Origin of the sequence: Micromonospora andamanensis (genome assembly GCF_016863495.1) — a bacterium.
GTDB lineage: Bacteria > Actinomycetota > Actinomycetes > Mycobacteriales > Micromonosporaceae > Micromonospora > Micromonospora andamanensis.
Genome location: NZ_BOOZ01000002.1, coordinates 40,422 through 61,925 on the forward strand (window position 1 = coordinate 40,422; position 21,504 = coordinate 61,925).

A 21,504-nucleotide genomic window follows, 5' to 3' on the forward strand; every position below is an offset into this window, starting at 1 on the left:
CTCCCTCACTCCGCCATCGGGACGCGGACGCCGGTACGGGCGGCCACCTCGCGGGCCTCGGGGTAACCGGCGTCGACATGCCGGATGACTCCCATCGCCGGGTCGTTCGTCAGCACCCGCTCGATCTTCTGCCCGGCCAACGCGGTGCCGTCGGCCACGCAGACCTGCCCGGCGTGGATGGACCTGCCGATGCCGACCCCGCCGCCGTGGTGGATGGAGACCCAGGACGCCCCGCTGGCCGTGTTGACGAGCGCGTTGAGCAGCGGCCAGTCGGCTATCGCGTCGGAGCCGTCGGCCATCGCCTCGGTCTCCCGGTACGGGCTGGCCACGCTGCCGCAGTCCAGGTGGTCACGGCCGATCACCACGGGTGCGCTCAGCTCACCCGAGGCGACCATCTCGTTGAACCGTACGCCCGCTTTGTCCCGTTCGCCGTAGCCGAGCCAGCAGATGCGCGCGGGCAGGCCCTGGAAGGCGACCCGCTCGCCGGCCATCCGGATCCACCGCGCGAGGGACTCGTTCTCCGGGAAGAGGTCCAGGATCGCCCGGTCGGTGGCGGCGATGTCGGCCGGGTCGCCGGAGAGCGCCGCCCACCGGAACGGTCCCTTGCCCTCGCAGAACAACGGCCTGATGTACGCCGGCACGAAGCCGGGGAAGTCGAACGCACGCTCGTACCCGCCGAGGCGGGCCTCGCCCCGGATCGAGTTGCCGTAGTCGAACACCTCCGCGCCCGCGTCGAGGAAACCCACCATCGCCTCGACGTGCCGGGCCATCGACGCCCGGGCCCGGTCGGTGAACTCGGCCGGCTTGGCCGCCGCGTACTCCCGGGCGTCGGCCAGCTCGACCCCCTCCGGCAGGTACGACAGCGGATCGTGCGCACTTGTCTGGTCGGTGACGATGTCGACGGGTACGCCCCGGCGCAGCAGCTCCGGGAAGACGGTGGCGGCGTTGCCCACCACACCGACGCTCAACGCCCGACGCTCCCGCCTGGCGGCGAGCACCCGCCGCACCGCGTCGTCCAGGTCGTCGGCGATCTCGTCCAGGTAGCGGTCGTGCACCCGGCGGGCCAGCCGGCTGCGGTCCACGTCCACGATCAGGCAGACGCCGCCGTTCATGGTGACCGCGAGGGGCTGCGCCCCGCCCATGCCGCCACAGCCGGCGGTGAGCGTCAACGTGCCGGCGAGGGTGCCGTCGAACTTCCTGGCCGCCACGGCGGCGAACGTCTCGTAGGTGCCCTGGAGGATGCCCTGGGTGCCGATGTAGATCCACGAACCGGCGGTCATCTGCCCGTACATGGTCAGGCCGAGCTGCTCCAGACGGCGGAACTCCGGCCAGGTCGCCCAGTCGCCGACCAGGTTCGAGTTGGCCAGCAGCACCCGGGGCGCCCACTCGTGGGTCCGCATCACGCCTACCGGGCGACCCGACTGCACGAGCATCGTCTCGTCGTCACGCAGCTCGGTGAGGGTCCGCACCAGGGCGTGGTACGACGGCCAGTCCCGGGCGGCCCGGCCGGTGCCGCCGTACACGACGAGGTCGTCGGGGCGTTCGGCGACCTCGGGGTCGAGGTTGTTCATCAACATCCGCAGGGCGGCCTCCTGTGGCCATCCTCGGGCGGTGCGCTCCAGGCCACGGGCGGCCCGAACAGGTCCGGGGGATGTCTGGTCGGCGTGGGTCATGGCGGACTCCTCCTAACCGAGGAACAACTGTCGACGGGCCGCCGAGGCTTCGAACGCCTCCAGCCGCCGCTGGGTCTCGGCCGGGGCGGCGTCGCAGATCGCCTGGAGCAGCACCATGGCCAGGGTCATCGGAGCGGTGTGCAGGTCGAACACCAGTTGCGCGCCGACCGCGGCGGGCAACACCACGTCGGCGTGCTCGGTCGCCGGGCTCACCGGTGAGTCGGTGATCGCCACGACCGTCAGCCGCGCCGCGCGGGCCTCGCGCAGCGCGTCCAGGGTCTCCCGGGGATAGCGCGGCAGCACGAACGCCAGCAACGCCCGAGCGCCCGCCTCGGCGGCCTGTTCGAGCCGGTCGGTGAGCAGGCTGCCGCCGTCGTCGAGCACCCGCACGTCGGGGTGCACCTTGGCGGCGAAGTATGCGAAGTACGCGGCAAGCGGCGCGGCGGACCGCAGGCCGAGCACCGGCAGTGGCCGGCTGGCCGCCAGCAGGCGTCCGGTCTCGGCGATCCGCTCCCGGTCGGCCAACTGCCCGGCCAGCCGGTCCAGGTTGCCGATCTCGGCGCGTACCGCCTGCTGAAGCTCGTTGCCGGCGAGGGCCGGGCCGGGCGCGGCGGCGGTCAGCTCGCGCAGCCGGCGACGCAGGGCCGGGTAGCCGTCGTGGCCCAGCGCCACCGCGAACCGGGTGACCGACGGCTGGCTGACCCCGGCCAGCTCGGCGACCTCGGCGGCGGAGAGGTAGCCGATGGCGGGGGCGTGCTGCACCAGGCAGTGCGCGATCCGCCGCTGCGTCGGGGTGAGCCGGACCCCGTCGAAGAGGCCGACGACCCGCTCCGTCGACGCCGTGGTAGCTCCCTCATTCACCCGATGACTCTATGCATAAAAACTTTCATTCAGCAAGCCTGCCGCTTCGTTCCACGATGGACCACCGTGGCCTGCAGGTATGACGGCGGTCGCCGGGCTGCGGGCCCGGCCGGCGAGGCGGCGAGCGCCGGGTGGATAGGATCCCGATCGGCGGTCGAGCAGAGGAGTGGGACATGCAGCCGGACGGTCCCTACCGGTACACCCACATGCTGGGTGGGTCACCGGTCGGGAAGGCCTGGGCCGCCGTCGACGGGCAGGGCCGATTCGTCACGGTGGCTGTCCTCGACGCCACGGTCGCCGCTGCTCCGGGCTGGCGGGAGGCCTTCGCCGGCACCGCCAACAGTCTCGCCCAGGCTGCCGGCGGCTCGCCCTTCACGTACGCGGACTTTTCGGCCGCCGCGCCCTGGGTCGCGTACCCGGCGGAGGCCGGCCCGGCGGCGGAGAAGCTGTTCCGGGCCCTCGGCGTCGACTACCAGCCAGTGCCCCCCGCCGGCGCGCCGGTGTCCGGGCCGCCCCAGCCCGTGTCAGGTGCTCCGCAGTCCGTGTCCGGCCCGCCTGCGTCGATCTCCGGTCCGCCGGTCTCCGTCTCCGGCCCACCGCAGCCGGTCTCCGGGGCATCTCAACCGGTCTCCGGTCCGCCGCAGCCGGTGTCGGGTCCGCCGCAGCCGGTGTCGGGCGGCCCTCAGTCGGTGTCGGGTGCTCCTGGTCCTGGCCAGGGCGGGCCGATCGCCGCGACGCCGCACACGCCGTGGCACGGCCCTGCGGCCCCGATCCAGCCGCCCACCTCGGGTCCGGTCTCCGGCGCGCCGATCTCACCCGGCCCCGGCACGGCCAGCGACGATTTCGGGCTGGACCCGTTCACCGCGCCGGTGCGGCGGATCCAACCCTCGGCCCGACCCAAGCGACGCACCGGCCTCTGGGCCGCCGTCGCAGCGCTCGCACTTGTGGCGGCCGTCGGTACCGGTGCCGCCGTCTGGGCGCTCACCGGCGACGATGACCCGGAGCCACCGCAGACGGCACCGACCGGGGCCGAAGGCTCCGGCAGCAGCTTCCCCAATCCCGCACAGGTCAACCCGGGCATCAAGCCGTGGGCCCAGGTCGCGCCGTACAGCCCAGAGGAGCGTGCGCTGGCGATCGCGGCGCCCTCGCTCGTCTTCGTGGAGGCGGTGTTCACCGGATTCGTGCGGGAAGCCAAGTCCAACGTGCCCCTCAGCGCGACGCCCGTGACGTTCAAGCGGCGGTGCAGCGGGTTCGTGGCCAACCCGGACGGTCACGTGGTGACAAATGGTCAGTGCGTCCAGCCGAGCGCCGAGGTCGCCCGTGAACGCGCCCTGTACACGCTCGGGCGCATCCTCATCGAGCAGAACAAGCTCTCCGCCGCCGAACTGGACGGCTACGTCCGCAGCAAGATGGCAACCACCACCTTCACCGGCAATCAGCCGGACGTGGACCCGGCCATGCAGGTGTTCGCCCAGTTCAACATCGCACGAGGTGACCTGACCGCCAACCCGGCGGTGCCCGCGCAACTGGTTGACGTCCTCGCCGCGGACGGCGGCAACCTGGCGTTGCTCAAGCTCGCGCAGTCCGACCTGCCGACGGCGGAACTCGACCCGTCTGCCAAGCCCGGGCCCGGTACGGCTCTGCTGCTCATCGGCTACCAAACGGGCGACAGCGACTTCCGGGCGGCGACCTACACCGTCGAGGCCAAGCAGGTCCAGGTGTCGAGCACCGGAAAGCAAGGCACCGTCGAGGTGGCAAGGGTCAACGACGACCTCGGCATCTACTCGCATGGCGGCATCGCCATCGACACCCAGGGGCGGGTCGTCGGCGTCATCGACAACGATCGAGCTGCCAACGGTGGCGCCAACCGGGCACTGGTACCGGTGTCCGCCGTTTCCGGGTTGCTCGACGGGACGGATGTCCGGAACGAGCTCGCCGATGCCGACCGGGCCTACCGGAGCGGCCTCGACGCCTTCTTCGCCGGCCGGAGTGACGATGCGGTCGCACAGTTCAACGCGGTGGCCGAGGCGTCACCGGCGAATCTCGTCGCACAGGCGTACCGACAGAACGCGATCGACAGGAGCCGGCTCGAGCGGGACTCGTCCGAGTCGTCAAACCTGTTGCCGATCCTGCTGGCCGGGCTCGGCGGTGCGCTGGTGGTCGGACTGGTCGGCGCGGCGGTACTGGTGCTGCGCCGTCGATCCACGTACTGAGCGGCAGCCGCAGCCAGGGGTCGTCAGCGGGTGGAGTTGTCCCGTCCCCAGGCGTCACGCGGATGTCGACGGGCGCGTACCGAGGCCAGCAGGGTGATCGTCACGTACACCACCGACGCGGGCGCGAGCCACGGTCGGGGAAGCACCACATCCCGCAGCCACGACGACGGCACGGAGGCACGGATCCCGTCGTGGCTGGCGCGCAGCATGGTGTTGCCGGCACGGACCCGCGCGAGGGTGCGAACCAGGTCGCCCGTGCGCCGGGGTGCCTGAACGAAACTCGTCGCGGCGCTGACCTCTCGTTTCTCCGCCGAGCTGAACTGTGAGTCGAGGTAAAGATCGTCCGCAATCTGCTCCGGAAAGCGTTCGAAGCGTTGCCGGCCGGCGGCCGAGACCGCCATCGCACCCCTGCCGAACAGTGCGTCGGCGAAGATCGGGAGTCGGGTGTTGACCGCGTAGTAGGCCCGCACGGCGAGTGGCCGATGCTCGGTCACCATGGCCCGGCGGGGCGTCACCGCCAACGGCGGCCGGTCACCGGCGGAGAGTTCCGCCGCCATCGCGTGCAGCGCGCCAGGGGAGAGGACCACGTCCGCGTCGAGGTACACCCGGGGAAACCCGCGAGCCGCGGCGTCACCCACGTTGAGGGCGTGGGCCTTGCCGGGCTCGGCGACCTCGATCACCCGTACGCCCGGGCGCGCCGCCGCCACCTCGGCGGTGTCGTCGGTGCAGCCGTTGGCCACCACCACGATGTCCAGCTCGCCGGGCGCGGCATCGGCCAGCAGCGCGTCCAGGCACCCGCCGATCACCGCGGCCTCGTTGTGCGCGGCGATCACCACGCTGATCATCGGTCGCTCATGGCTCGTCACCAGTCTCACCCGTCGATGCAGGGCGCCACCTGCCACATCGGCCGGCGGATCACCCTTGGTGGAGGTGCGTCCCGGTCACCTGCCGGCACGCACGGCCGTCAAGCTTGCCGGAGCCGATCGTCAGGTCGCAAGCAGGCGCCGGCGTGACAGGTCCCCATTGGGCATTGCCGTACGACGGTTTGCCCGTGTGAATCCGGGCTTGCCCGGAGTGCGTCCTGACTGTGCTGCCAATCACAGCCGTCCGGATGAATCTGCGGGACACCGTGGACCGTTGGCCCGCTGGTATCGTCCTCGTGTTTTCCGGGGCCGGGCGGGGGCCGACCACAGTGGGCGTCGATGTCGAGCTCCCAGTCCCCCGTCGTCACCGCGGCGGATACTGATGGGAGACGCACCCGCATGGGAAGCTTGACCGCTCCGGCCCGTAGGCCCTGGTCCCGGCAGCCGGGCCAGGACGGTTCGGCACCCGCGCATCTGCGGCTGGCACGTAACCTGACGACCGCCGCGCTGGTGCTCGTGGCGGTAAAACCCCTGCTCGACATCGGCGAGGGCCGGGGAGGCGGCCTCGACCTCGGTGCACTGCTCACCGCCCTGGGAGCCGTGCTGATGGTGGCCGCTCTCGGTGTGTTCGCACTCGGCTCCCGGCGGCTGCCACCCCGACCGCTGCTGCTCATGGCTGCGGGGATCGGGCTGCTGCTCGTCCTCTCGGCGGTGAGCTACCTGGCCGTCAACGCCCGAGCTGATCTGCTGGCGGCCTTCGACGTCAGGCGATACTCGATCTACGGGCCGCCCCAGGAGCCGACGGCTGCGATACCCGCCGAGGCGGTCCGACTGCTTGTCGGGTTCGCCCCGCTCGCTCTCATCGGCCTGATGCTGCTGCGCCGGGACTGGTTTCCGGTACGCCGTCTCGCGCTCGTCGCGGGAGTGGTGGTGATCGGTGCGATAGTGCACTCCGTTCTGGCGTGGTTGCAGGTCGCCGAGGTGATCCCCTACTCCTTCCACTTCGAACTGGCCGGATGGCAGAAGATCGGTCGAGCCTCCGGTGGTTACTTCCACCCGATGTCACTCGGCCGGTTGTTGATGTTCTCGGTCTTCCTGATCTACGTCCTGGGCGAGCGGATGGGTGTGCCCGCCGCCGTGCGGTACGGACTGATCGGGCTCTTCGTCGCCACGGGGGTCGTGTCGCTGCACCGCTTCACCATTCTCTGCCTCGTGCTGATCGTCGCGGCGTTCGAGCTGCAACGCGTGCGTGCGCTGGTCACGGCGCGCCGCCGCGGCGACGTGAACCGGCGGGGTGTGCTGCTGGTCGGCGGTGGACTCGCCGCTGTCGCCGCCCTGGCCGGCGTGCTCTGGGGAGACGCGATCTGGCGGCGGGCCGAGGTCGTCGTCACCGAGGTCGGTTCTCTCGACGTACGTTCCGACACCTTCATGCACGGTCGGGGAGCGATCTGGAACGACGTGGTGGAGATTCTCGGCCGCGCCCCGGTCGACGTGTGGCTCTTCGGGTTCGGCTATGAGCCCTGGGACATGCACAACGACCTGCTGCGACTGATGGTGGTCTGGGGACTCGTCGGCGTGATCGTGACCGTGGCGGTCCTCGTGACGGTGTACCGCGTCGTGCGTGCCCGCTCGGACCGCTCGCACCGGGTGGCGCTGATGGTGCTGTTCGGGGCGCTGGTCATCTTCGGCCTGACCCAGAAACCGCTGGCGTACCCGTACTTCCTGTGGCTCTTCTTCTTCGGACAGATGGTGATACTCGCACTCGCCCCCGTTGAGCAGGACGATGCCGGGGAGGCCTCGCCCATGACCGAGCCGACGGCGGCGTGAGGCCGCCATCGCCCGCCCAGGTGCGCGGGCACAGTCAGAATCAGCAGCTCCGCGACGTTGTGCACGAGACGGCGGAACGCGACGACCCTGACAGCCGAGGCGCAGCTGTGGTGCAGCCGACCTTCACGGTCTGCATCGTGGTGCGCGACCGCGCCGTGTTGCTCGTCAACGCGGTGCGCAGCGTACTCGCCAACACCTTCGAAGACTTCGAGCTGGTGGTCGTCGACGACGGTTCGCGGACGCCGGTGACGACGGTGCTGGCGGAGGCGAAAGTCGCCGGGGACCACCGGGTGCGGGTGGTGACGCAGCCCCCCACCGGCATCGCCGAGGCGCGTAACCTGGGCCTGCGCACCGCGACGGGACGGTACCTCACCGTCCTCGACTCCGACGACGAGTTGACCCCTGACGCACTGGCCCAACTGCACCGGCTGCTCGCCGAGACCGGCGGGAGCTGGGTCTATGCCGACTACACCGAGGTCAGCCGTGGTTCCGGCCGGCTGATCCGGCTACCCGAGTACGCCTCGGCGCGGCGGATGCTGATCGGAGTCCTGACGCGGCCTCGGCTGCCGTTCAAGCACTCAGGTACGACAATCGATCGTCGCCTGCTGGACCGGATCGGTGTCTACGACGAGAGCTTCCGGCTCTTCGAGGACATCGAGCTGATGCTACGAGCCTTGCAGTCCGGGGTGCACCCCTGTCACCTGGCCCATCCCATCGTCCGGTTCCACAGGCACGACGGCAACGTGACCAGGGGCAGACTCGCCGGTCTGGTCTTCTGGTTCCGCCTGATCGAGATGTACCGGCCGGTGCGGTGGCCCGGGGTGGGGCTGGCCATCAAGGCACTGCGGACATTGAGCGAGACGGGCAAGTGGCTTGTCACCCTCGGCCGTTGATCGACTGACCGGTGACCCACCACGGCCGGGTGCCGCCCCGAACCGGCTCGTCCGGATCCTCGGACACCTGGGCATGCTGGGTCTGAGTCAGGTCGGCGTCACCGTTGCCGCCTTCTGCACCCAGATCCTGCTGGCTCGCACCCTTCCGCAGAGCGCCTTCGGCACGTTCAGCGCGGCCCTGGCCGTCATGGCGCTGGCCGCGCCGCTTGTGGTCTTCGGCGTCTCCGAGCTGTGGTTGCAACGGTTCGGTCTGGAGGGCCACGCAGCCAGACGGTGGGTACGCCCGTCGCTGCGGCTCGTCGCGGGCCTCTGCGTCGGGGTGCTCGCCGCGGCGCTCGTGTGGAGCCTCGCCGGAAATTCCGACCCTGCCGCCACGTCGGTCCGCGCGCTGCTCACCAGCGTGATCGTCGCCCAGGTCGGGCTGACCCTCGTGGCTTCGGCGCAACAACTGCGCGGCGACTACCGTGGGCTGTCGGTGCTTCAGGTCGCACCACACGTCGGACGAGTGCTCGTGGCGCTCGCCAGCTGGGCCGCCGGACTGTCCGTGGTGGCCGTCGCCGCTGGCTACGCCGCCGTCGCACTGCTCACCGTGGTCGCCTGCATCGCGGTGATGCGACCCTTCGTCGCCGGCACGATGCCGCTGGACGGGCATCGGGACACCGCACCTGCCGCGATCACCGACGTGCCGCTGAGTCGGGTGGTCACGGCCGCCACCCCGTTCGTCCTGGGCAACGTGTTCTACCTGTTGGGTATCTATCTCGGCACCATCGTCGCAGCCGAGGTGCTGGGTCCCGAGGCCGCGGCTCTGCTGGCCGTACCGATGGCGGTGATCACCGCGGCGTACCTGGTCCCGCGCGTCGTCTACCAGCAGTACTTTCTGGCCAAGCTGCACCGGTGGGCCCACGGCGACCGGGATGCGGTGCTGCTGGCCTACCGGTTCGGCACCTCGGGAATGGTCGTGCTCGGGATCCTGGTCGCGGGGCTGATCGCGCTCGGCGGTCAACTGCTGCCGATCCTGCTCGGCCCCGGGTACGGGGAGACCGCCGCGGTACTGGCCGTGCTGGCTCTCGCCGTACCCTTCCGGTTCGGCGGAGCCGCCGTAGCCGCGCTGCTGACCAGCGGCGGGCTGCTCCGCCGCAAGGTGGTCCACCAGGGAATCGGTGCCCTGGTGCTGCTGGCCGCCCTCGCGGTGGCCACTCCCATGTGGGGGGTGCGGGGTACAGCTTCCGCCACTGTGCTGGCCGAAGGCGCGCTCTGTGTGCTGTTCTGGGTCACGGCCCGGCGCCACGTGGTGCGCGGCGGGGACCTGCCGTCGTGGCACGATCTGCGCCGACGTCTGACGAGGGGAAGTCCGAGTGCGTCCTGAAGCCGATCCCGCCGCTCGCCGGCCGCTCGTCGTCGGCTACTACGGCATGGAGAACGTCGGCGACAACGCCTTCTGCCTGGTGACCGACTGGGCCAGTCGGACGTACTGGGGCAGTGAGCGGCCCGTGTTCGCGGCCCCGCCCATGGTCGACCTGCCGCCCGAGAGCACCGGGATGAACCCGCGCTGGTACCGGTCCCGCAGCATTCCGGACCGGATGGGTTGGGTGCTGAACAAGGCGACGCTGCTGCGTGACTCCTCGATGGTCGTCTTCGGCGGTGGTTCGGTCTTCCGGGACATGGGGCCGCTCAGCGAGAAGCGGTTGTTCTCCCTCTTCTCCCGCCTCTCCGGGCATCCGATGGCGGCCGTGGGCGTCTCCGTCGGGCCGTTCCTCTCAGCCTCGGCCGAACGGCGTCTACTGGAGGTGCTCCGCAGGATCAACTTCATCGGGGTGCGTGACCGGGCCTCCGCCGAGCTTCTCCGGCGTGCGGGACATCCCGGGACGCTCGTCGCCGCCGGAGACCTCGCCGGGCTGCTGCCCGAGGCGCTCGGGGAGAGCATCGGGCAGCAGCCCGGGCGGGCGCAGGGCACCAGGGCGCGGCTCGGTGTGACACTGCTCGGCGTCGACTACGAAGCCGCTGCCCCGCAGGCGCAGCGCCGCGAGGACGCGCTCATCGACGGGGTGACCGAACTGGTCCGCCGGGAACCTGTGGACGTCACCGTGTTCGTCTTCAACACCCACCCCGTTCACGGCGACGAACGGGTCAGCGATCGACTCCGCCGTGCCCTGGACGGGCGTTGTGATGTCCGTGTGGTGACCGCGCGCGACGGTGTGCGCGCGTGCTGGGACGAGATGAAGAGCTGCGACCTCGGCCTGCACATGCGGATGCACGGCGCTGTCTTCGCTTACCTGGCTGACGTTCCATTCGCCCTCGTGCCCTACCAGCAGAAGTGCGACGACTTCCTGGACGAGATCGGCCAGCCGGACTCCCGGCGGCTCACCCGGGTGCCGGAAGACCCGGTCGAGGTCACGAAGGTGCTGGCCAGCCTGCTCACCGACGAGGCGGCCCCGCGACTGGCTCGGGAGGAGTTCGCCGAGCGGGCCCGATGGAACTTCACCCGAGCGCCGTGGGCGCTTCCGGGATCGGCCCCCTCGTGATCGATCAACTCTCCGCCCGGCGCGACGTGTCCCGGCCACCACCTGCTGATCCGGCCCGGTCACCGACCGGCAGATCCCGGGCCCTCCGCCTGCCGATCGTGCTGGTGTCGCTGGTGCTGGTGATCGCCGCGCTCTTCGCGACGGGTCTGGCCCTGGTCGTCAAGGCGCGCGGCGACGGGCCGGCCGGAGTGGTCGGATCACCGCCGGTCGCCTCGGAACCCGCGGCACCGGGCCGTAAGACGCTCCGGGAACTCGCGCCACCGGGAGTGCGCATCGGCTCGGCCGCCGATGGTCGCGGCCTCAGCCTGGATCCGGCCTACAGCTCTCTGCTCGGCACCGAGTTCAATGCCGTGACCACCGAGAACGCGATGAAGTGGCGCAACCTGGAGCCACTGCCCGGCGTGTACGCCTGGCCGGGCGCTGACCAACTTGTGGAGTTCGCCGAGCGGCACGGTCAGGAGGTGTACGGGCACACCCTGGTGTGGCACAGCGACATGCCGAAGTGGGTGTCGCCGGACTGGCCGGCGGAGCGGATCCGGACGGAACTGCGGGACCACGTGACCGAGGTCGTCTCGCGGTACCGGGGACGCGTGTGGGCCTGGGACGTCGTCAACGAGGTGCTGGACGAGGACGGCTCGTTGCGGGAGACGCTGTGGCTGCGGAAGCTGGGCCCCGGCTACATCGCCGACGCCTTCCGCTGGGCGCACGCGGCCGATCCTGGAGCCCGGCTGTTCATAAACGATTACGGCATCGAGGGACGTACCAGGAAGGCCGACGCGCTGCTGGCGCTGGTGCGGGACCTGCGCCGTGACGGGGTCCCGGTGGACGGGGTGGGCTTCCAGAGCCATCTCGCCTGGGACGAACCGCCTCGGGAGCTGACCCGAAATCTGCGCCGCTTCGCGGACGTGGGAGTGTCGGTGGCGATCACCGAGCTCGACGTCCGGGTCGAGCTTCCGGTGACACCGGAGAAACTCAAGCGCCAGGCGGCGGTCTACCGGCAGGCGCTCAGATCCTGCCTCGCGGTCTCCGGGTGCGTGTCCTTCACCGTGTGGGGCTTCACCGACTCGCGTAGCTGGATTCCCGGCTACCACCGCGGGTACGGGGCGGCCTGCCTCTTCGACGCGAACCTCACGCCGAAACCCGCCTACCTGGCGCTTGTCGATGAACTCAGCCGGCATGCCGGCACCGCCAGAGCCGGCCCCACGCCGGACTGAACCCCTCAAGTCAGGGCGGACCGTCCCCGCCGCCCTCGCTGCCTCGGAGACGAGGCTGGTGAAAGGAAGAACGTGTCCGCGCACACGCAGATCATGGCGACCGTCGCGCCCTCGCCGAGGTTCGACCCGGACCTGGGCGTGATCATGCCGCCGTCCAACGGCATGCCGCGATCGGTGTTCGGCCGACCTGTCGCGCCGCGAGCGAAGTGGCGCCGCCGCTACGCGGCCTGCCTGATCGTGCTCGACTTCGTCGCCGCGGTGGCGGCCAGCCGCACGGTCGTGGCCCTGTTCCAGGACGCCGACGCCGGATTCTGGGACGATCGGGTGCTCGGCGGCGCGGTGAGCGCCTTCGCGCTGGTGGCCAATCTCGGCGTACCGCTGCTGTGGCTGGCGATCCTGGCCGGTGCCGGCGCGTACGACCGGCGGGCCCTCGGCCGCGGCACCGAGGAACTCAACCGGGTGGTACGGGCCAACATCGCCATGGCCGCCGCGGTTTCCTTCCTCGCGCTCGGCTTCAAGAAGGACGTCTCCCGGGCCACGGTCGCCGCCATCATCGTGGGCCTGCTCGTCTACACCGTGTTCGTCCGGATCGTCGCCCGGATCACGCTGCGCCGGATCCGCCGGGTGAACCAGCGCGCCTCCCAGAAGGTGCTTCTGGTCGGGCGGCTGGCCGACGCGCTGGCCGTGCACGAGGTGGTCACCCGCAACGCGGGTGCCGGGCTACGCCCGGTCGCCATCCACCTGCCGCACTATCCGCGTACGGGAGAACGGGTGCACGCTCCCGTTCCGGTGTACGTGGGCTGGGACCTGGTGCCGTTGGTGCAGCAGTTGCGCGCGGACACCATCGCCGTCTGCGGGCCGGCCAGCCTGGAGTCGTACGAGTTGCGCAAGCTGGCCTGGCAGTTGGAGGGAACCGGCATCGACCTGGTGGTGGTGCCCCAGGTGACAGACGTCACCGGGCCGCGCATCCACGTGCGGCCGATCGAAGGGCTGCCGCTGCTCAACGTCGAGGAACCGACCATCTCCGGCCTGTCCCTGCTGGCCAAGAGCCTCATCGACCGGATCGCCGCGCTGTTCGGGCTCATCGTGTTGAGCCCGGTGCTGGTTGGCATCGCACTGGCCATCAAGTTCACCGCCCCGGGTCCGGTGATGTTCCGGCAGTCCCGGATCGGCCACCAGGGCAAGGCGTTCAAGGTGTGGAAGTTCCGCACCATGTACACGGACGCGGAGCAGCGGCTGGAGGCTCTGCGCGCACACAACGAAAGCGACGGCCTCCTGTTCAAGATGAGGAACGACCCTCGGGTCACCCCGATCGGTCGTCATCTGCGGGCACTGTCGCTCGACGAGCTGCCACAGCTGATAAACGTGTTGATGGGGCAGATGTCCCTGGTCGGCCCACGTCCGCTGCCTACCGAGGACGACGACTACCGCGGCGATGTCCGTCGTCGGCTCCTGGTGCGTCCCGGCATCACCGGGCTCTGGCAGATCTCCGGTCGGTCGGACCTCACCTGGGAGGACGCCGTCCGGCTTGACCTGCACTACGTCGACAACTGGTCGTTGGTCTACGACCTGGGCATTCTGTGGCGCACGGTCCGGGTGGTCCTCGATCGGCGGGGTGCCTACTGAGCCAGGCCCGCCGGACCCGGCCGCGTTAATGGCCGGGCGTCCCGTGACGAGCGGTTGGTGCTGCGCTCGGGCGATCTCCCGCTGGGGCGGGGGACCGTCACTTCCGATCGGCTCGGGCGATGATGTCCTTGGCCGCGTCGTCGCGGACCGCCTCGTAGAGGGCGCGGGACCGTTCCATGTCGGCGAAGACGACGCTTTCCGAGCCGACCCGGCCGGTGCCCTTCGTCGGGGTGGTCAGGAAGAACAGGTTGCCGCTGCGCAGGTTACGGTTCTCGGTCGCCATGTCCAGCAGGGACAGTTCCCGGTCGACGGACAGGCTGTCCGAGGTGGCCTGCAGGAACGAGTTGAGCTTCACCGGATTGGTGAGGATGCCACCCGAGGTTGCCTTCTCCATGATGGCTCTGATCACCTGCTGCTGATGCCGGATCCGGGCGAAGTCGCCGTCCGGGAACTGCTTGCGCTGGCGCGCGTAGTCCAGGGCCGTCGCGCCGTCCATCCGCTGCGTCCCCTTGCGGAAGGTACGAAATGGCGGGTGGATGGAGGTGAACTCCTTCTCGGAATCGATCTCGATGCCGCCGAGCGCGTCGATAATCTCCTTGAATCCGGCGAAGTCGACCATCACCACGTGGTCGATACGTACCTTCGTGAACTGCTCCACCGTCTGCACCATCAACGGCACGCCACCCCAGGCGTACGCGGCGTTGATCTTGGCGTCGCGACCGCCTTGTCCCTCCTTCGAGCGGGGCACGGCTACCCAGGTGTCGCGGGGGATCGAGATGAGCTGGGCGCTGGAGCGATCCTTGGGCAGGTGCGCCAGGATGATGGTGTCCGCCCGCGAACCACCGGTGCTCTCCGGATCACGGGAGTCGCTGCCCAGAACCAGGATGTTCAGCGCACCCTTGGCTACCACCTCGGGTCGCGTCTCCTCGGGAACGCTGTCGAACGCGTCGACCCGCGCGATGTCAGACTCCACCGACTTGAGGTAGAAGCCGCTCGCCACCACCGCACCCACGCCGATCAGGGAGAACACCAGCAGCACGATCAGCGTGATCCGCAGCCACCGGCGGCGCTTCTTCCCAGCCGGCGCGCCCGTCGTCTCCGAACCGTCGGTGTCCCCCGTCGGCAGGGTCTCGTCCGGGGAGATGGTCCCCGCCTGCTCACCACTCGACATGGCGGTGATGCTACTGACTTCGCGTTTCGGTGGGGGCCCCGGATCCGGGCGTATCGAAGCGCGCATTGTTACTTCACTGTTTCCATACGTCTGGTAGAACGCAGCGGTGGATGCCGTCAAGCTGCGTCGGGCGATCGCCCGCACCCGCCTCGCCCCCGTCGCCGCGTTTCCGAAGCGCCTGGTCGCCGTCGCCCGGCACGACGCCAAGGTGCTGCGTACCTCAGCCCGCTGGCTTGTCGCCTCGCGGGAGCATCACAACTACACGTACGAGCTGACCAAGCTCAGTCGCAACCATCTCGCCTGGTTCGTCAGTGTGGTCTGCGAGCTGCCGGTCAAGCAGGTCCGGGGGTACCTCACCGAGATCGAGTCGGATGACGCGCTGCGGGAGCACATCAGTTCGGCAATCGCGGGCGCGGCCCGCCGTGGCCTGGCCGACAAGCAGGTCCGGTACGCCCGCCGCATCGGCTGGTACGCGATCGTCCGGGCCCGGCGACCGAAGCACATCGTGGAGACCGGTGTCGACAAGGGGCTGGGCAGTTGCGTGCTGGCCGCCGCGCTGCTGCGCAACGCCGCCGAGGGGCATCCCGGCCGGGTGAGTTCCATCGACATCAACCCCGAGGCCGGCTACCTCGCCCGCACCGCGCCCTGGTCGGAGGTGATCGACCTGGTCATCGGTGACTCGGTCGAGTCGATAACCGCGCTGGACCGGCCGGTGGACCTGTTCCTGCACGACAGCGACCACAGCCGGGCCTACGAGCGGCGCGAGTTCGCCGCTGTCGAGCCGAAGCTGGCCCCGGGCGCGATGCTGCTCACCGACAACGTCACCCATACCAATGTGCTGGCCGAGCACGCCGAGCGCACCGGTCGGCGGTTCCTCGCCTACCGGGAGACCCCGGCGAACCACTGGTACCCGGGGGATGGCATCGGCGTGGCATGGTGAGCGGGTGCGGCTGAGCGGGATCACCACCTATCCGGTGAAGGGCTGTCACGGCCTGGTGCACGACGAGGCCGACGTACGACAGTGGGGCCTGGCGGAGGACCGGCGCTGGATGCTCGTCGACGCCGAGGGGGTCGGCGTCACCCAGCGGGAGGTCACGTCGCTGGTCCGGGTGCACGCCCGGCCGCGCCCCGGCGGGCTGCTGCTGAGTGCCGACGGCCATCCCGACCTGCTGGTGCCCGAGCCGACCGACGTGACAGCGATGCCGGTGCGGACGTTCCGCCGACGGGTGCTCAGGGTCGACGCGCTGCCCGCCGGCCCGGCCGCCGACGCCTGGTTCGGCGCGGTGCTCGACCGGTCGGTCCGGCTGGTCCGGCTGGCCCGTCCGGCCCGGCACATCCGCCGGGAGGACAAGGAGTACGACCCCGGTGACCAGGTCAGCTTCGCCGACGCGTACCCGGTGCTGTTGACCAGCACGGCATCGCTGGCCGCCCTCGGCGACTGGCTCGTCGCGGGCGGCCAGCAACCGGTGCCGATGACCCGCTTCCGGCCCAACCTGGTGGTCGACGGTGCCTCGGCCTGGGCGGAGGACGACTGGGTCGGGCGCGGGCTGCGCATCGGCGGCGTCCGGTTCCGCGCCGCCGGCCCGTCGGCCCGCTGCCTGGTCGTCACCACCGACCAGGAGACCGGGGTACGCGGCCGGGAGCCGCTGCGTACCCTCGCCCGGCACCGCAACATCGATCGTAAGCTCCTGTTCGGACTCAACCTGGTGCCGCTGGAGGCGGGTCGGGTGAAGCTCGGCGACCCGGTGGAACTGGCCGACTGACCGGATGGACACGGCTCGGCGACGACAGATGGACACCTGTTGCCGCTGGTCGCCCGACGGATAGATGATTACCGAAGGGGACCTCGACCGAGGAGTCTGAGATGTCGGTGATCCATCATCCCCGGGTGGCGTGGGACGCGGCCCGGACGCTTGTCGGGGCGGTAAAAGACGACGAGCGCTTCACCAGAGTCGCAGGTGAGGTGGAACGCGTGCTGGGCGCGGAGTTCGCCAGGTCGCTGCGCGAGACACGGGACCGGCTGCGCTCGGCTCCCGAGGACGGCCGCGACCTGGTCGAGGCCGGCGTGTGGCGGGTCCGGATCGAGGACGCGCTGCGCAGCCACCCGGACGCCGTGGAGCCGCTGCGCCGGCTGGCCATCGACGGGCAGTCAAGATGGGTCGCGTCTTAGCTTTCGCTTAGCTCGCTTGTCCCGGCGGTCGGCGCTCGGGCAGCATGTCTGCACGTGACCGACGGAACCGACGGCCCCGCCGACCAGACCCCGGCTCAGCGTTTCCCGCTGCGTCGTTGGCTGGCTGGTGGGGCCGTCGCCACACTCGCCACTGTCCTCGGGCTCAGCCTCGCCCTGCGGTCCGGTGCCGCGCCCGCCTGCGCCGCCCCGCCCCCTCCCGGCGTCGCGCCGGTGGCCGACGGCGCGCTGCTCGCCCCACCCGCCGCCGGCACCCTCCACAAGGGAAAGGCCACCTTCTACGACTCGAAGGGCGCGGGCGGGAACTGCTCCTATCCGGCAGCCCCGGCCGACAGGCGCTACGTCGCGCTCGGCCCCACCGAGTACGCCGACGGCGCCGCCTGTGGTGGCTACCTCGACGTGACCGGGCCGAAGGGCACGGTGCGGGTCATGGTGATGGACCAGTGCCCCGAGTGCGCGCCCGGCCACATCGACCTGTCCCGGGAGGCGTTCGCCCGCATCGCCGACCCGGTGCAGGGCATCGTCAACGTCAGTTACCGCCTGGTCGCCGATCCGCCGCTGTCCGGTCCGCTCACCTTCCGGATCAAGGAGGGCGCGTCGCAGCGGTGGTTCGCGGTGCTTGTCGCCGGCCACGGCAACCCGCTGCGCTCGGTCGAGGTGCGGCAGGGCGGCTCAGGCCAGTGGCGGGCGGCCACTCGGGAGAGCTACAACTACTGGCTGATCGACTCCGGTGCCGGGCCCGGCCCGTACCAGATCCGGGTCACCGACACCCGTGGCCACCGGGTCACCGCCACCGGCATCAAGATGGCACCCGGCCAGGTGCAGCGCAGTTCCGTGCGGATGTACGGGGGCGGCTCCAGCGGCTCGGTCACGTCCACCGGCACCCCGTCGGCACGTCCGAAGCCGTCGGCGAGCGCGTCGACCCGTGCCTCCGCCCGGCCGACGCCTTCGGCAGCGGTGACTGTCGAGGCGACAGCGTCGGCCGAGCCGACCGCCGTCGACGCGCTGGCAGCCGAACCGCTGGCCGCGCCGTCCCCCCGCTGCGGCTGACCGAGCCGCGACCGGGCGACGGCTGGCCGGGTCGCGACCAGCGGGGCGGCTGACCGGGTCTCGCCGGGTGGCCGAGCCTTGAACGGCTGCGGCTGGCCGGGCCTTGGACAGGCTGCCGGCGTCGTCCGTCCGGGCCGGTCAGCCGACGGCCGGGTGATCAGGTCGGTTGTCAGCCAGGCCGAGCCACATGAGGATCTCGTCGCGGTCGTCGCCGGGGGCGACGCGCAGCGCCCCGGGCCAACGACCCACCTCCCGGTACCCGAGCCGGCGGTAGAACCGGTCGAGACCGAGCCCATCGCGGACCGTCACGTGCAGCGCCGCCAGCCCGAGGTCGCGGGCCACCCGTTCGGCCTCGCGCATCAACACCTCGCCGAAGCCACGCCCCTGCGTGTCGGGATGCACCATCACCCGGGTGAGCACCCGCAGGTGTGTCTTCAGGTGGAACCGGGGATCGGTGAAGATCGCCATGGCGACGAGCCGATCGCCGTCGTAGCCGAGCAGCAACCGGTCCGGTCCGTCGGCGATGCCGGCCAGCGTCGGGTCGGCGATGGTGCGGACCTCGTCGGTGGTGACAGGTGCCACGAAGCCGACCGCGCCGCCGGCGTTCGTCACGTCGACCCAGAGCGCGACGATCCGTTCGCGCAGCTCATCGGTCAGTTCCGGGTCGAGGACGAAGCGCAGACTCACTGCCTCATCCTGACCGGATTCGACAGTGAATGCCGATGATCGTGATGCTCGCGACAGGGAGTCGTGGTGCGGGAGGGGGGATTCGAACCCCCACGTCCTTTCGGACAATAGGACCTAAACCTACCGCGGCTGCCGTTACGCCACTCCCGCCTGCCTGGAGAGTCTATGGCGTTGCCTCGCGGCGGTGTTCGTGTGGTGCGCGCAGTCAGTCCAGGCCGAGGTCGCGGCGCAGCTTGGCGACGTGTCCGGTGGCCTTCACGTTGTAGAGCGCCCGCTCGATCCGGCCCTCCTCGTCGATGACGAAGGTGGAACGGATCACGCCGGTGACGGTGCGGCCGTACATCTGCTTCTCGCCGTACGCGCCGTAGGCGGTCAGCACCGCCTTGTCGGTGTCGGCGACGAGCGGGAAGGTGATCGCGTCGCGCTCGCGGAACTTCGCGAGCTTCTCCGGCTTGTCCGGCGAGATGCCCACCACCTCGTATCCGGCGGCCTGCAACGAGGCCAACGAGTCGCGGAAGTCGCAGGCCTGCTTGGTGCAGCCGGGGGTCATCGCGGCCGGGTAGGCGTACAGGACGACCTTGCGGCCACGCAGGTCGGCCAGGGCGAGCTGGTTGCCGCCGTCGGTGGGCAGGCTGAACCCGGGCGCCGGGTCGCCGGGGGAGAGGCGAGCGGGTGCGGTCATGGCACGACCCTACCGTCGCGCTGCGCCGGCTCGACCGCGCGGCATGGCCTACGCGGCAAACGGCACTGTTGCCAGCTATTGGCAACAGCCTGGTATGGGAAATACGCTCACCCTGCCGGTGGGCACGGGCCCGCCGACACGTGGGAGGTCACGTGGAAGCCCTGGCGATGCACATCTCCAACGGCATCATCAACGGTCCGGTCGCCGCGGTCTTCGCGGTGATCGCGCTGGCGGCGATGGCGTACTGCGTCATGCGTGGCCGGCAGGACCTGGACGACCGGCTGGCGCCGATGGCCGGCCTGGTCGCGGCGTTCATCTTCGCCGTGCAGATGCTCAACTTTCCGATCTTCACCGCCGGGGTCAGCGGCCACCTGCTCGGCGGCGCGCTGGCCGCCATGCTTGTCGGGCCGTGGGTAGGCGCGCTCTGCGTCGCGGTGGTCCTCGTGGTGCAGGCCCTCGTCTTCGGTGACGGTGGCGTGGCCATGCTCGGGCTCAACATCACGAACATGGCCGTCATCGGCATCGCTGTGGCGTACCTGCTGATCGCGGTGCTGCTGCGGGTCCTGCCGCGCACCCCGGCCGGGCTGGCGGTCACCGCCTTCGTCTCCGCGCTGGTGAGCGTGGTCGTCGCGGCGATGGGCTTCGTGTTGCAGTACCAGCTCGGCGGCACCACCGACCTCGGCGGCAACCTGGCCGGCCTGGCCGGCACCATGGCCGTGTCCCACCTGTTCATCGGCATCGGCGAAGGGTTGATCACGGCCACCACAGTGGTCACCGTGGCGAAGGTCCGCCCCGACCTGGTGTACGCGCTGCGCGCCCTGAAGCCGGCCGCGCCGGTGACCGTCCCGACCGTCGGAGGTGTCCGGTGAGGAAGTGGGGTTTCATCGTCGGCGGGCTCCTCGTCGCCCTGCTGCTGGCCGGCGTGGTCAGCAACTTCGCCTCGTCGCACCCGGACGGGCTGGACTCGTCGCTGCGGGAGGGCTGCACCTTCGACGCCGACGACGAGATCATCGGCGGCAGTTGCCCGGCGCAGCAGGAGCGGGAGCACGAGATCGGTGGGCCGCTTGCCGACTACGGCATCGCGGGGCTGGACAACGACTTCCTCTCCACCGGGCTCTCCGGCGTGCTGGGCGTACTGCTGACCTTCGCCGTGGCCGGTGGCGCCTTCTGGCTGGTCCGCCGGCGGGACCGGGCGCCGCAGGACGCGACCGGGGCGGAGCGCACCGACCCGGCCGTCACGAGCGGCGGCTGACCCGAGGTGGGAGCCGGTCACGCCCACGTGCTCTACCGGGAGGCCGACTCGCCGGTGCACCGGCTGCCACCGGAGGTCAAGATCGCGGCGATGGTGGCGTTCACCATCGCCGTGGTCGCCACCCCCCGCGAGGCGCTCTGGGCCTTCGGCGCGTACGCCCTGCTGGTCGCGGTCGTCGCGGCGCTGGCCCGGGTGAACGCCCGTTGGCTGCTGCTGCGGTCAACCATCGAGCTGCCGTTCGTACTCTTCGCAGTGGCCCTGCCGTTCCTCGGCGCGGGCGAACGGACGGAGGTGGCCGGGCTGCACCTGTCGGTCGACGGTCTCTACGGGGCGTGGAACATCATCGCCAAGGGCACCCTCGGCGTGTGGGCGTCGCTGCTGCTGGCGGCGACCACGAACACCCGTGACCTGATCGTGGGGCTGGACCGGCTGCGCTGCCCGCAGATCCTCACCCAGATCGCCACCTTCATGCTGCGCTACCTCGACGTGCTCGTCGGCGAGGCCCGGCGGATGCGCGTCGCCCGGATCTCCCGGGGCGACGACCCGCGCTTCGTGTGGCAGCTACGCGGCTTCGCCGCCGGCATCGGAGCGCTGTTCCTGCGCGCCTTCGAGCGTGGCGAGCGGGTCTACCTGGCGATGCTGTCGCGCGGCTACACAGGTCGGATGCCGACGGTGTGGCAGGGCACCGCGGCGGCGACGAGCGGCCAGTGGCTGATCGCGGCCACCGTACCGGTCCTGGCCGGCACCGTCGCCGCCACCGCCGCCGTCCTGACATGATCGAA

20 protein-coding genes and 1 tRNA gene are annotated in these 21,504 nt (G+C 70.7%); 14 read left to right on the forward strand and 7 right to left on the reverse strand.

The genetic code is table 11. The features are described 5' to 3' along the window. Positions 1-5: 5 nt before the first annotated feature. A complete protein-coding gene (gene hutU, locus Van01_RS00745; RefSeq protein ID WP_203997823.1) occupies positions 6-1,673 on the reverse strand; it encodes a urocanate hydratase in 1,668 nt (555 codons plus the stop codon). Positions 1,674-1,685: 12 nt separating this feature from the next. Further along, on the reverse strand, positions 1,686-2,534 hold the full coding sequence (locus Van01_RS00750; RefSeq protein ID WP_203997826.1) for a MurR/RpiR family transcriptional regulator: 849 nt from the start codon (positions 2,532-2,534) through the stop codon (positions 1,686-1,688). Positions 2,535-2,707: 173 nt separating this feature from the next. Here Van01_RS00750 and Van01_RS00755 point away from each other — a divergent pair, with 173 nt between their 5' ends. After that, positions 2,708-4,747, forward strand: coding sequence for a trypsin-like peptidase domain-containing protein (locus Van01_RS00755; RefSeq protein WP_203997829.1), 2,040 nt, complete (start codon positions 2,708-2,710; stop codon positions 4,745-4,747). 23 nt (positions 4,748-4,770) lie between these two features. Here the strand turns inward: Van01_RS00755 and Van01_RS00760 are convergent, their stop codons facing one another. Further along, positions 4,771-5,613 (reverse strand): glycosyltransferase family 2 protein, encoded by an 843-nt coding sequence (locus Van01_RS00760; RefSeq protein WP_239098795.1) that lies wholly within the window; start codon positions 5,611-5,613, stop codon positions 4,771-4,773. A 396-nt stretch (positions 5,614-6,009) separates the two neighbouring features. On the opposite strand from Van01_RS00760, the gene Van01_RS00765 reads away from it, so the two are divergent. The 6 genes from Van01_RS00765 to Van01_RS00790 all read left to right on the forward strand — a co-directional run bounded on the left by Van01_RS00765 (position 6,010) and on the right by Van01_RS00790 (position 13,692). Continuing rightward, positions 6,010-7,437: a class-II aminoacyl-tRNA synthetase family protein gene (locus tag Van01_RS00765; protein ID WP_203997831.1), complete on the forward strand. Its 1,428-nt coding sequence runs from the start codon at positions 6,010-6,012 to the stop codon at positions 7,435-7,437. Between the two features lie 107 nt (positions 7,438-7,544). Next, complete coding sequence (locus tag Van01_RS00770) at positions 7,545-8,330, forward strand: glycosyltransferase family 2 protein (protein WP_203997834.1); 786 nt, start codon at positions 7,545-7,547, stop codon at positions 8,328-8,330. 73 nt (positions 8,331-8,403) lie between these two features. Then, positions 8,404-9,696 (forward strand): lipopolysaccharide biosynthesis protein, encoded by a 1,293-nt coding sequence (locus tag Van01_RS00775; RefSeq protein ID WP_203997837.1) that lies wholly within the window; start codon positions 8,404-8,406, stop codon positions 9,694-9,696. Beyond that, positions 9,686-10,852 (forward strand): polysaccharide pyruvyl transferase family protein, encoded by a 1,167-nt coding sequence (locus Van01_RS00780; RefSeq protein WP_203997840.1) that lies wholly within the window; start codon positions 9,686-9,688, stop codon positions 10,850-10,852. The genes Van01_RS00775 and Van01_RS00780 overlap by 11 nt, the downstream gene beginning before the upstream one ends. Beyond that, complete coding sequence (locus tag Van01_RS00785; protein ID WP_203997843.1) at positions 10,849-12,066, forward strand: endo-1,4-beta-xylanase; 1,218 nt, start codon at positions 10,849-10,851, stop codon at positions 12,064-12,066. The genes Van01_RS00780 and Van01_RS00785 overlap by 4 nt, the downstream gene beginning before the upstream one ends. A 144-nt stretch (positions 12,067-12,210) precedes the next feature. Beyond that, positions 12,211-13,692, forward strand: coding sequence for a sugar transferase (locus tag Van01_RS00790; protein ID WP_203998877.1), 1,482 nt, complete (start codon positions 12,211-12,213; stop codon positions 13,690-13,692). Between the two features lie 97 nt (positions 13,693-13,789). Here the strand turns inward: Van01_RS00790 and Van01_RS00795 are convergent, their stop codons facing one another. Then, entirely contained in the window at positions 13,790-14,863 is a 1,074-nt protein-coding gene (locus Van01_RS00795) for an LCP family protein (protein ID WP_203997846.1), read from the reverse strand. A gap of 106 nt (positions 14,864-14,969) precedes the next feature. On the opposite strand from Van01_RS00795, the gene Van01_RS00800 reads away from it, so the two are divergent. The 4 genes from Van01_RS00800 (at position 14,970) to Van01_RS00815 (ending at position 18,101) form a co-directional block, all read left to right on the forward strand. After that, positions 14,970-15,803 (forward strand): O-methyltransferase, encoded by an 834-nt coding sequence (locus Van01_RS00800; RefSeq protein WP_203997851.1) that lies wholly within the window; start codon positions 14,970-14,972, stop codon positions 15,801-15,803. 4 nt (positions 15,804-15,807) lie between these two features. Continuing rightward, positions 15,808-16,626: an MOSC domain-containing protein gene (locus tag Van01_RS00805; protein ID WP_203997854.1), complete on the forward strand. Its 819-nt coding sequence runs from the start codon at positions 15,808-15,810 to the stop codon at positions 16,624-16,626. A gap of 101 nt (positions 16,627-16,727) precedes the next feature. After that, positions 16,728-17,033: a hypothetical protein gene (locus Van01_RS00810; RefSeq protein ID WP_203997857.1), complete on the forward strand. Its 306-nt coding sequence runs from the start codon at positions 16,728-16,730 to the stop codon at positions 17,031-17,033. A 54-nt stretch (positions 17,034-17,087) separates the two neighbouring features. Further along, positions 17,088-18,101 (forward strand): expansin EXLX1 family cellulose-binding protein, encoded by a 1,014-nt coding sequence (locus Van01_RS00815; RefSeq protein ID WP_239098796.1) that lies wholly within the window; start codon positions 17,088-17,090, stop codon positions 18,099-18,101. Between the two features lie 138 nt (positions 18,102-18,239). Here Van01_RS00815 and Van01_RS00820 read toward each other — a convergent pair whose 3' ends face one another. From Van01_RS00820 to bcp, 3 genes are all read right to left on the reverse strand, one after another. Next, entirely contained in the window at positions 18,240-18,788 is a 549-nt protein-coding gene (locus tag Van01_RS00820; protein ID WP_203997860.1) for a GNAT family N-acetyltransferase, read from the reverse strand. A 64-nt stretch (positions 18,789-18,852) separates the two neighbouring features. Further along, positions 18,853-18,938 (reverse strand) — tRNA-Leu (locus Van01_RS00825). A gap of 55 nt (positions 18,939-18,993) precedes the next feature. Then, the gene (bcp, locus tag Van01_RS00830) at positions 18,994-19,470 is read right to left on the reverse strand and encodes a thioredoxin-dependent thiol peroxidase (protein ID WP_203997863.1); all 477 of its coding nucleotides are present in this window, start codon (positions 19,468-19,470) and stop codon (positions 18,994-18,996) included. Positions 19,471-19,622: 152 nt separating this feature from the next. On the opposite strand from bcp, the gene Van01_RS00835 reads away from it, so the two are divergent. Genes Van01_RS00835 through cbiQ form a run of 3 tightly spaced genes read left to right on the forward strand, consistent with a single transcriptional unit; the run spans position 19,623 to position 21,499 of the window. Then, positions 19,623-20,339 carry an energy-coupling factor ABC transporter permease gene (locus tag Van01_RS00835; RefSeq protein ID WP_203997865.1) on the forward strand — a complete coding sequence of 239 codons (717 nt, stop codon included), beginning with the start codon at positions 19,623-19,625 and terminating at the stop codon, positions 20,337-20,339. Continuing rightward, entirely contained in the window at positions 20,336-20,722 is a 387-nt protein-coding gene (locus Van01_RS00840; protein ID WP_203997868.1) for a PDGLE domain-containing protein, read from the forward strand. The genes Van01_RS00835 and Van01_RS00840 overlap by 4 nt, the downstream gene beginning before the upstream one ends. 6 nt (positions 20,723-20,728) lie before the next feature. After that, the gene (gene cbiQ / locus Van01_RS00845; RefSeq protein WP_203997871.1) at positions 20,729-21,499 is read left to right on the forward strand and encodes a cobalt ECF transporter T component CbiQ; all 771 of its coding nucleotides are present in this window, start codon (positions 20,729-20,731) and stop codon (positions 21,497-21,499) included. Positions 21,500-21,504 lie beyond the last annotated feature (5 nt).

What these genes read in the sequence shown, in the direction of transcription:
- Van01_RS00810 (WP_203997857.1), top strand. Translation starts at nt 16,728, where the DNA reads ATGTCGGTGATCCATCATCCCCGGGTGGCGTGGGACGCGGCCCGGACG.
- Van01_RS00765 (WP_203997831.1), top strand. Translation starts at nt 6,010, where the DNA reads ATGGGAAGCTTGACCGCTCCGGCCCGTAGGCCCTGGTCCCGGCAGCCG.
- Van01_RS00775 (WP_203997837.1), top strand. Translation starts at nt 8,404, where the DNA reads ATGCTGGGTCTGAGTCAGGTCGGCGTCACCGTTGCCGCCTTCTGCACC.
- Van01_RS00795 (WP_203997846.1), bottom strand. Translation starts at nt 14,863, where the DNA reads ATGTCGAGTGGTGAGCAGGCGGGGACCATCTCCCCGGACGAGACCCTG.
- Van01_RS00755 (WP_203997829.1), top strand. Translation starts at nt 2,708, where the DNA reads ATGCAGCCGGACGGTCCCTACCGGTACACCCACATGCTGGGTGGGTCA.
- Van01_RS00790 (WP_203998877.1), top strand. Translation starts at nt 12,211, where the DNA reads ATGCCGCCGTCCAACGGCATGCCGCGATCGGTGTTCGGCCGACCTGTC.
- bcp (WP_203997863.1), bottom strand. Translation starts at nt 19,470, where the DNA reads ATGACCGCACCCGCTCGCCTCTCCCCCGGCGACCCGGCGCCCGGGTTC.
- hutU (WP_203997823.1), bottom strand. Translation starts at nt 1,673, where the DNA reads ATGACCCACGCCGACCAGACATCCCCCGGACCTGTTCGGGCCGCCCGT.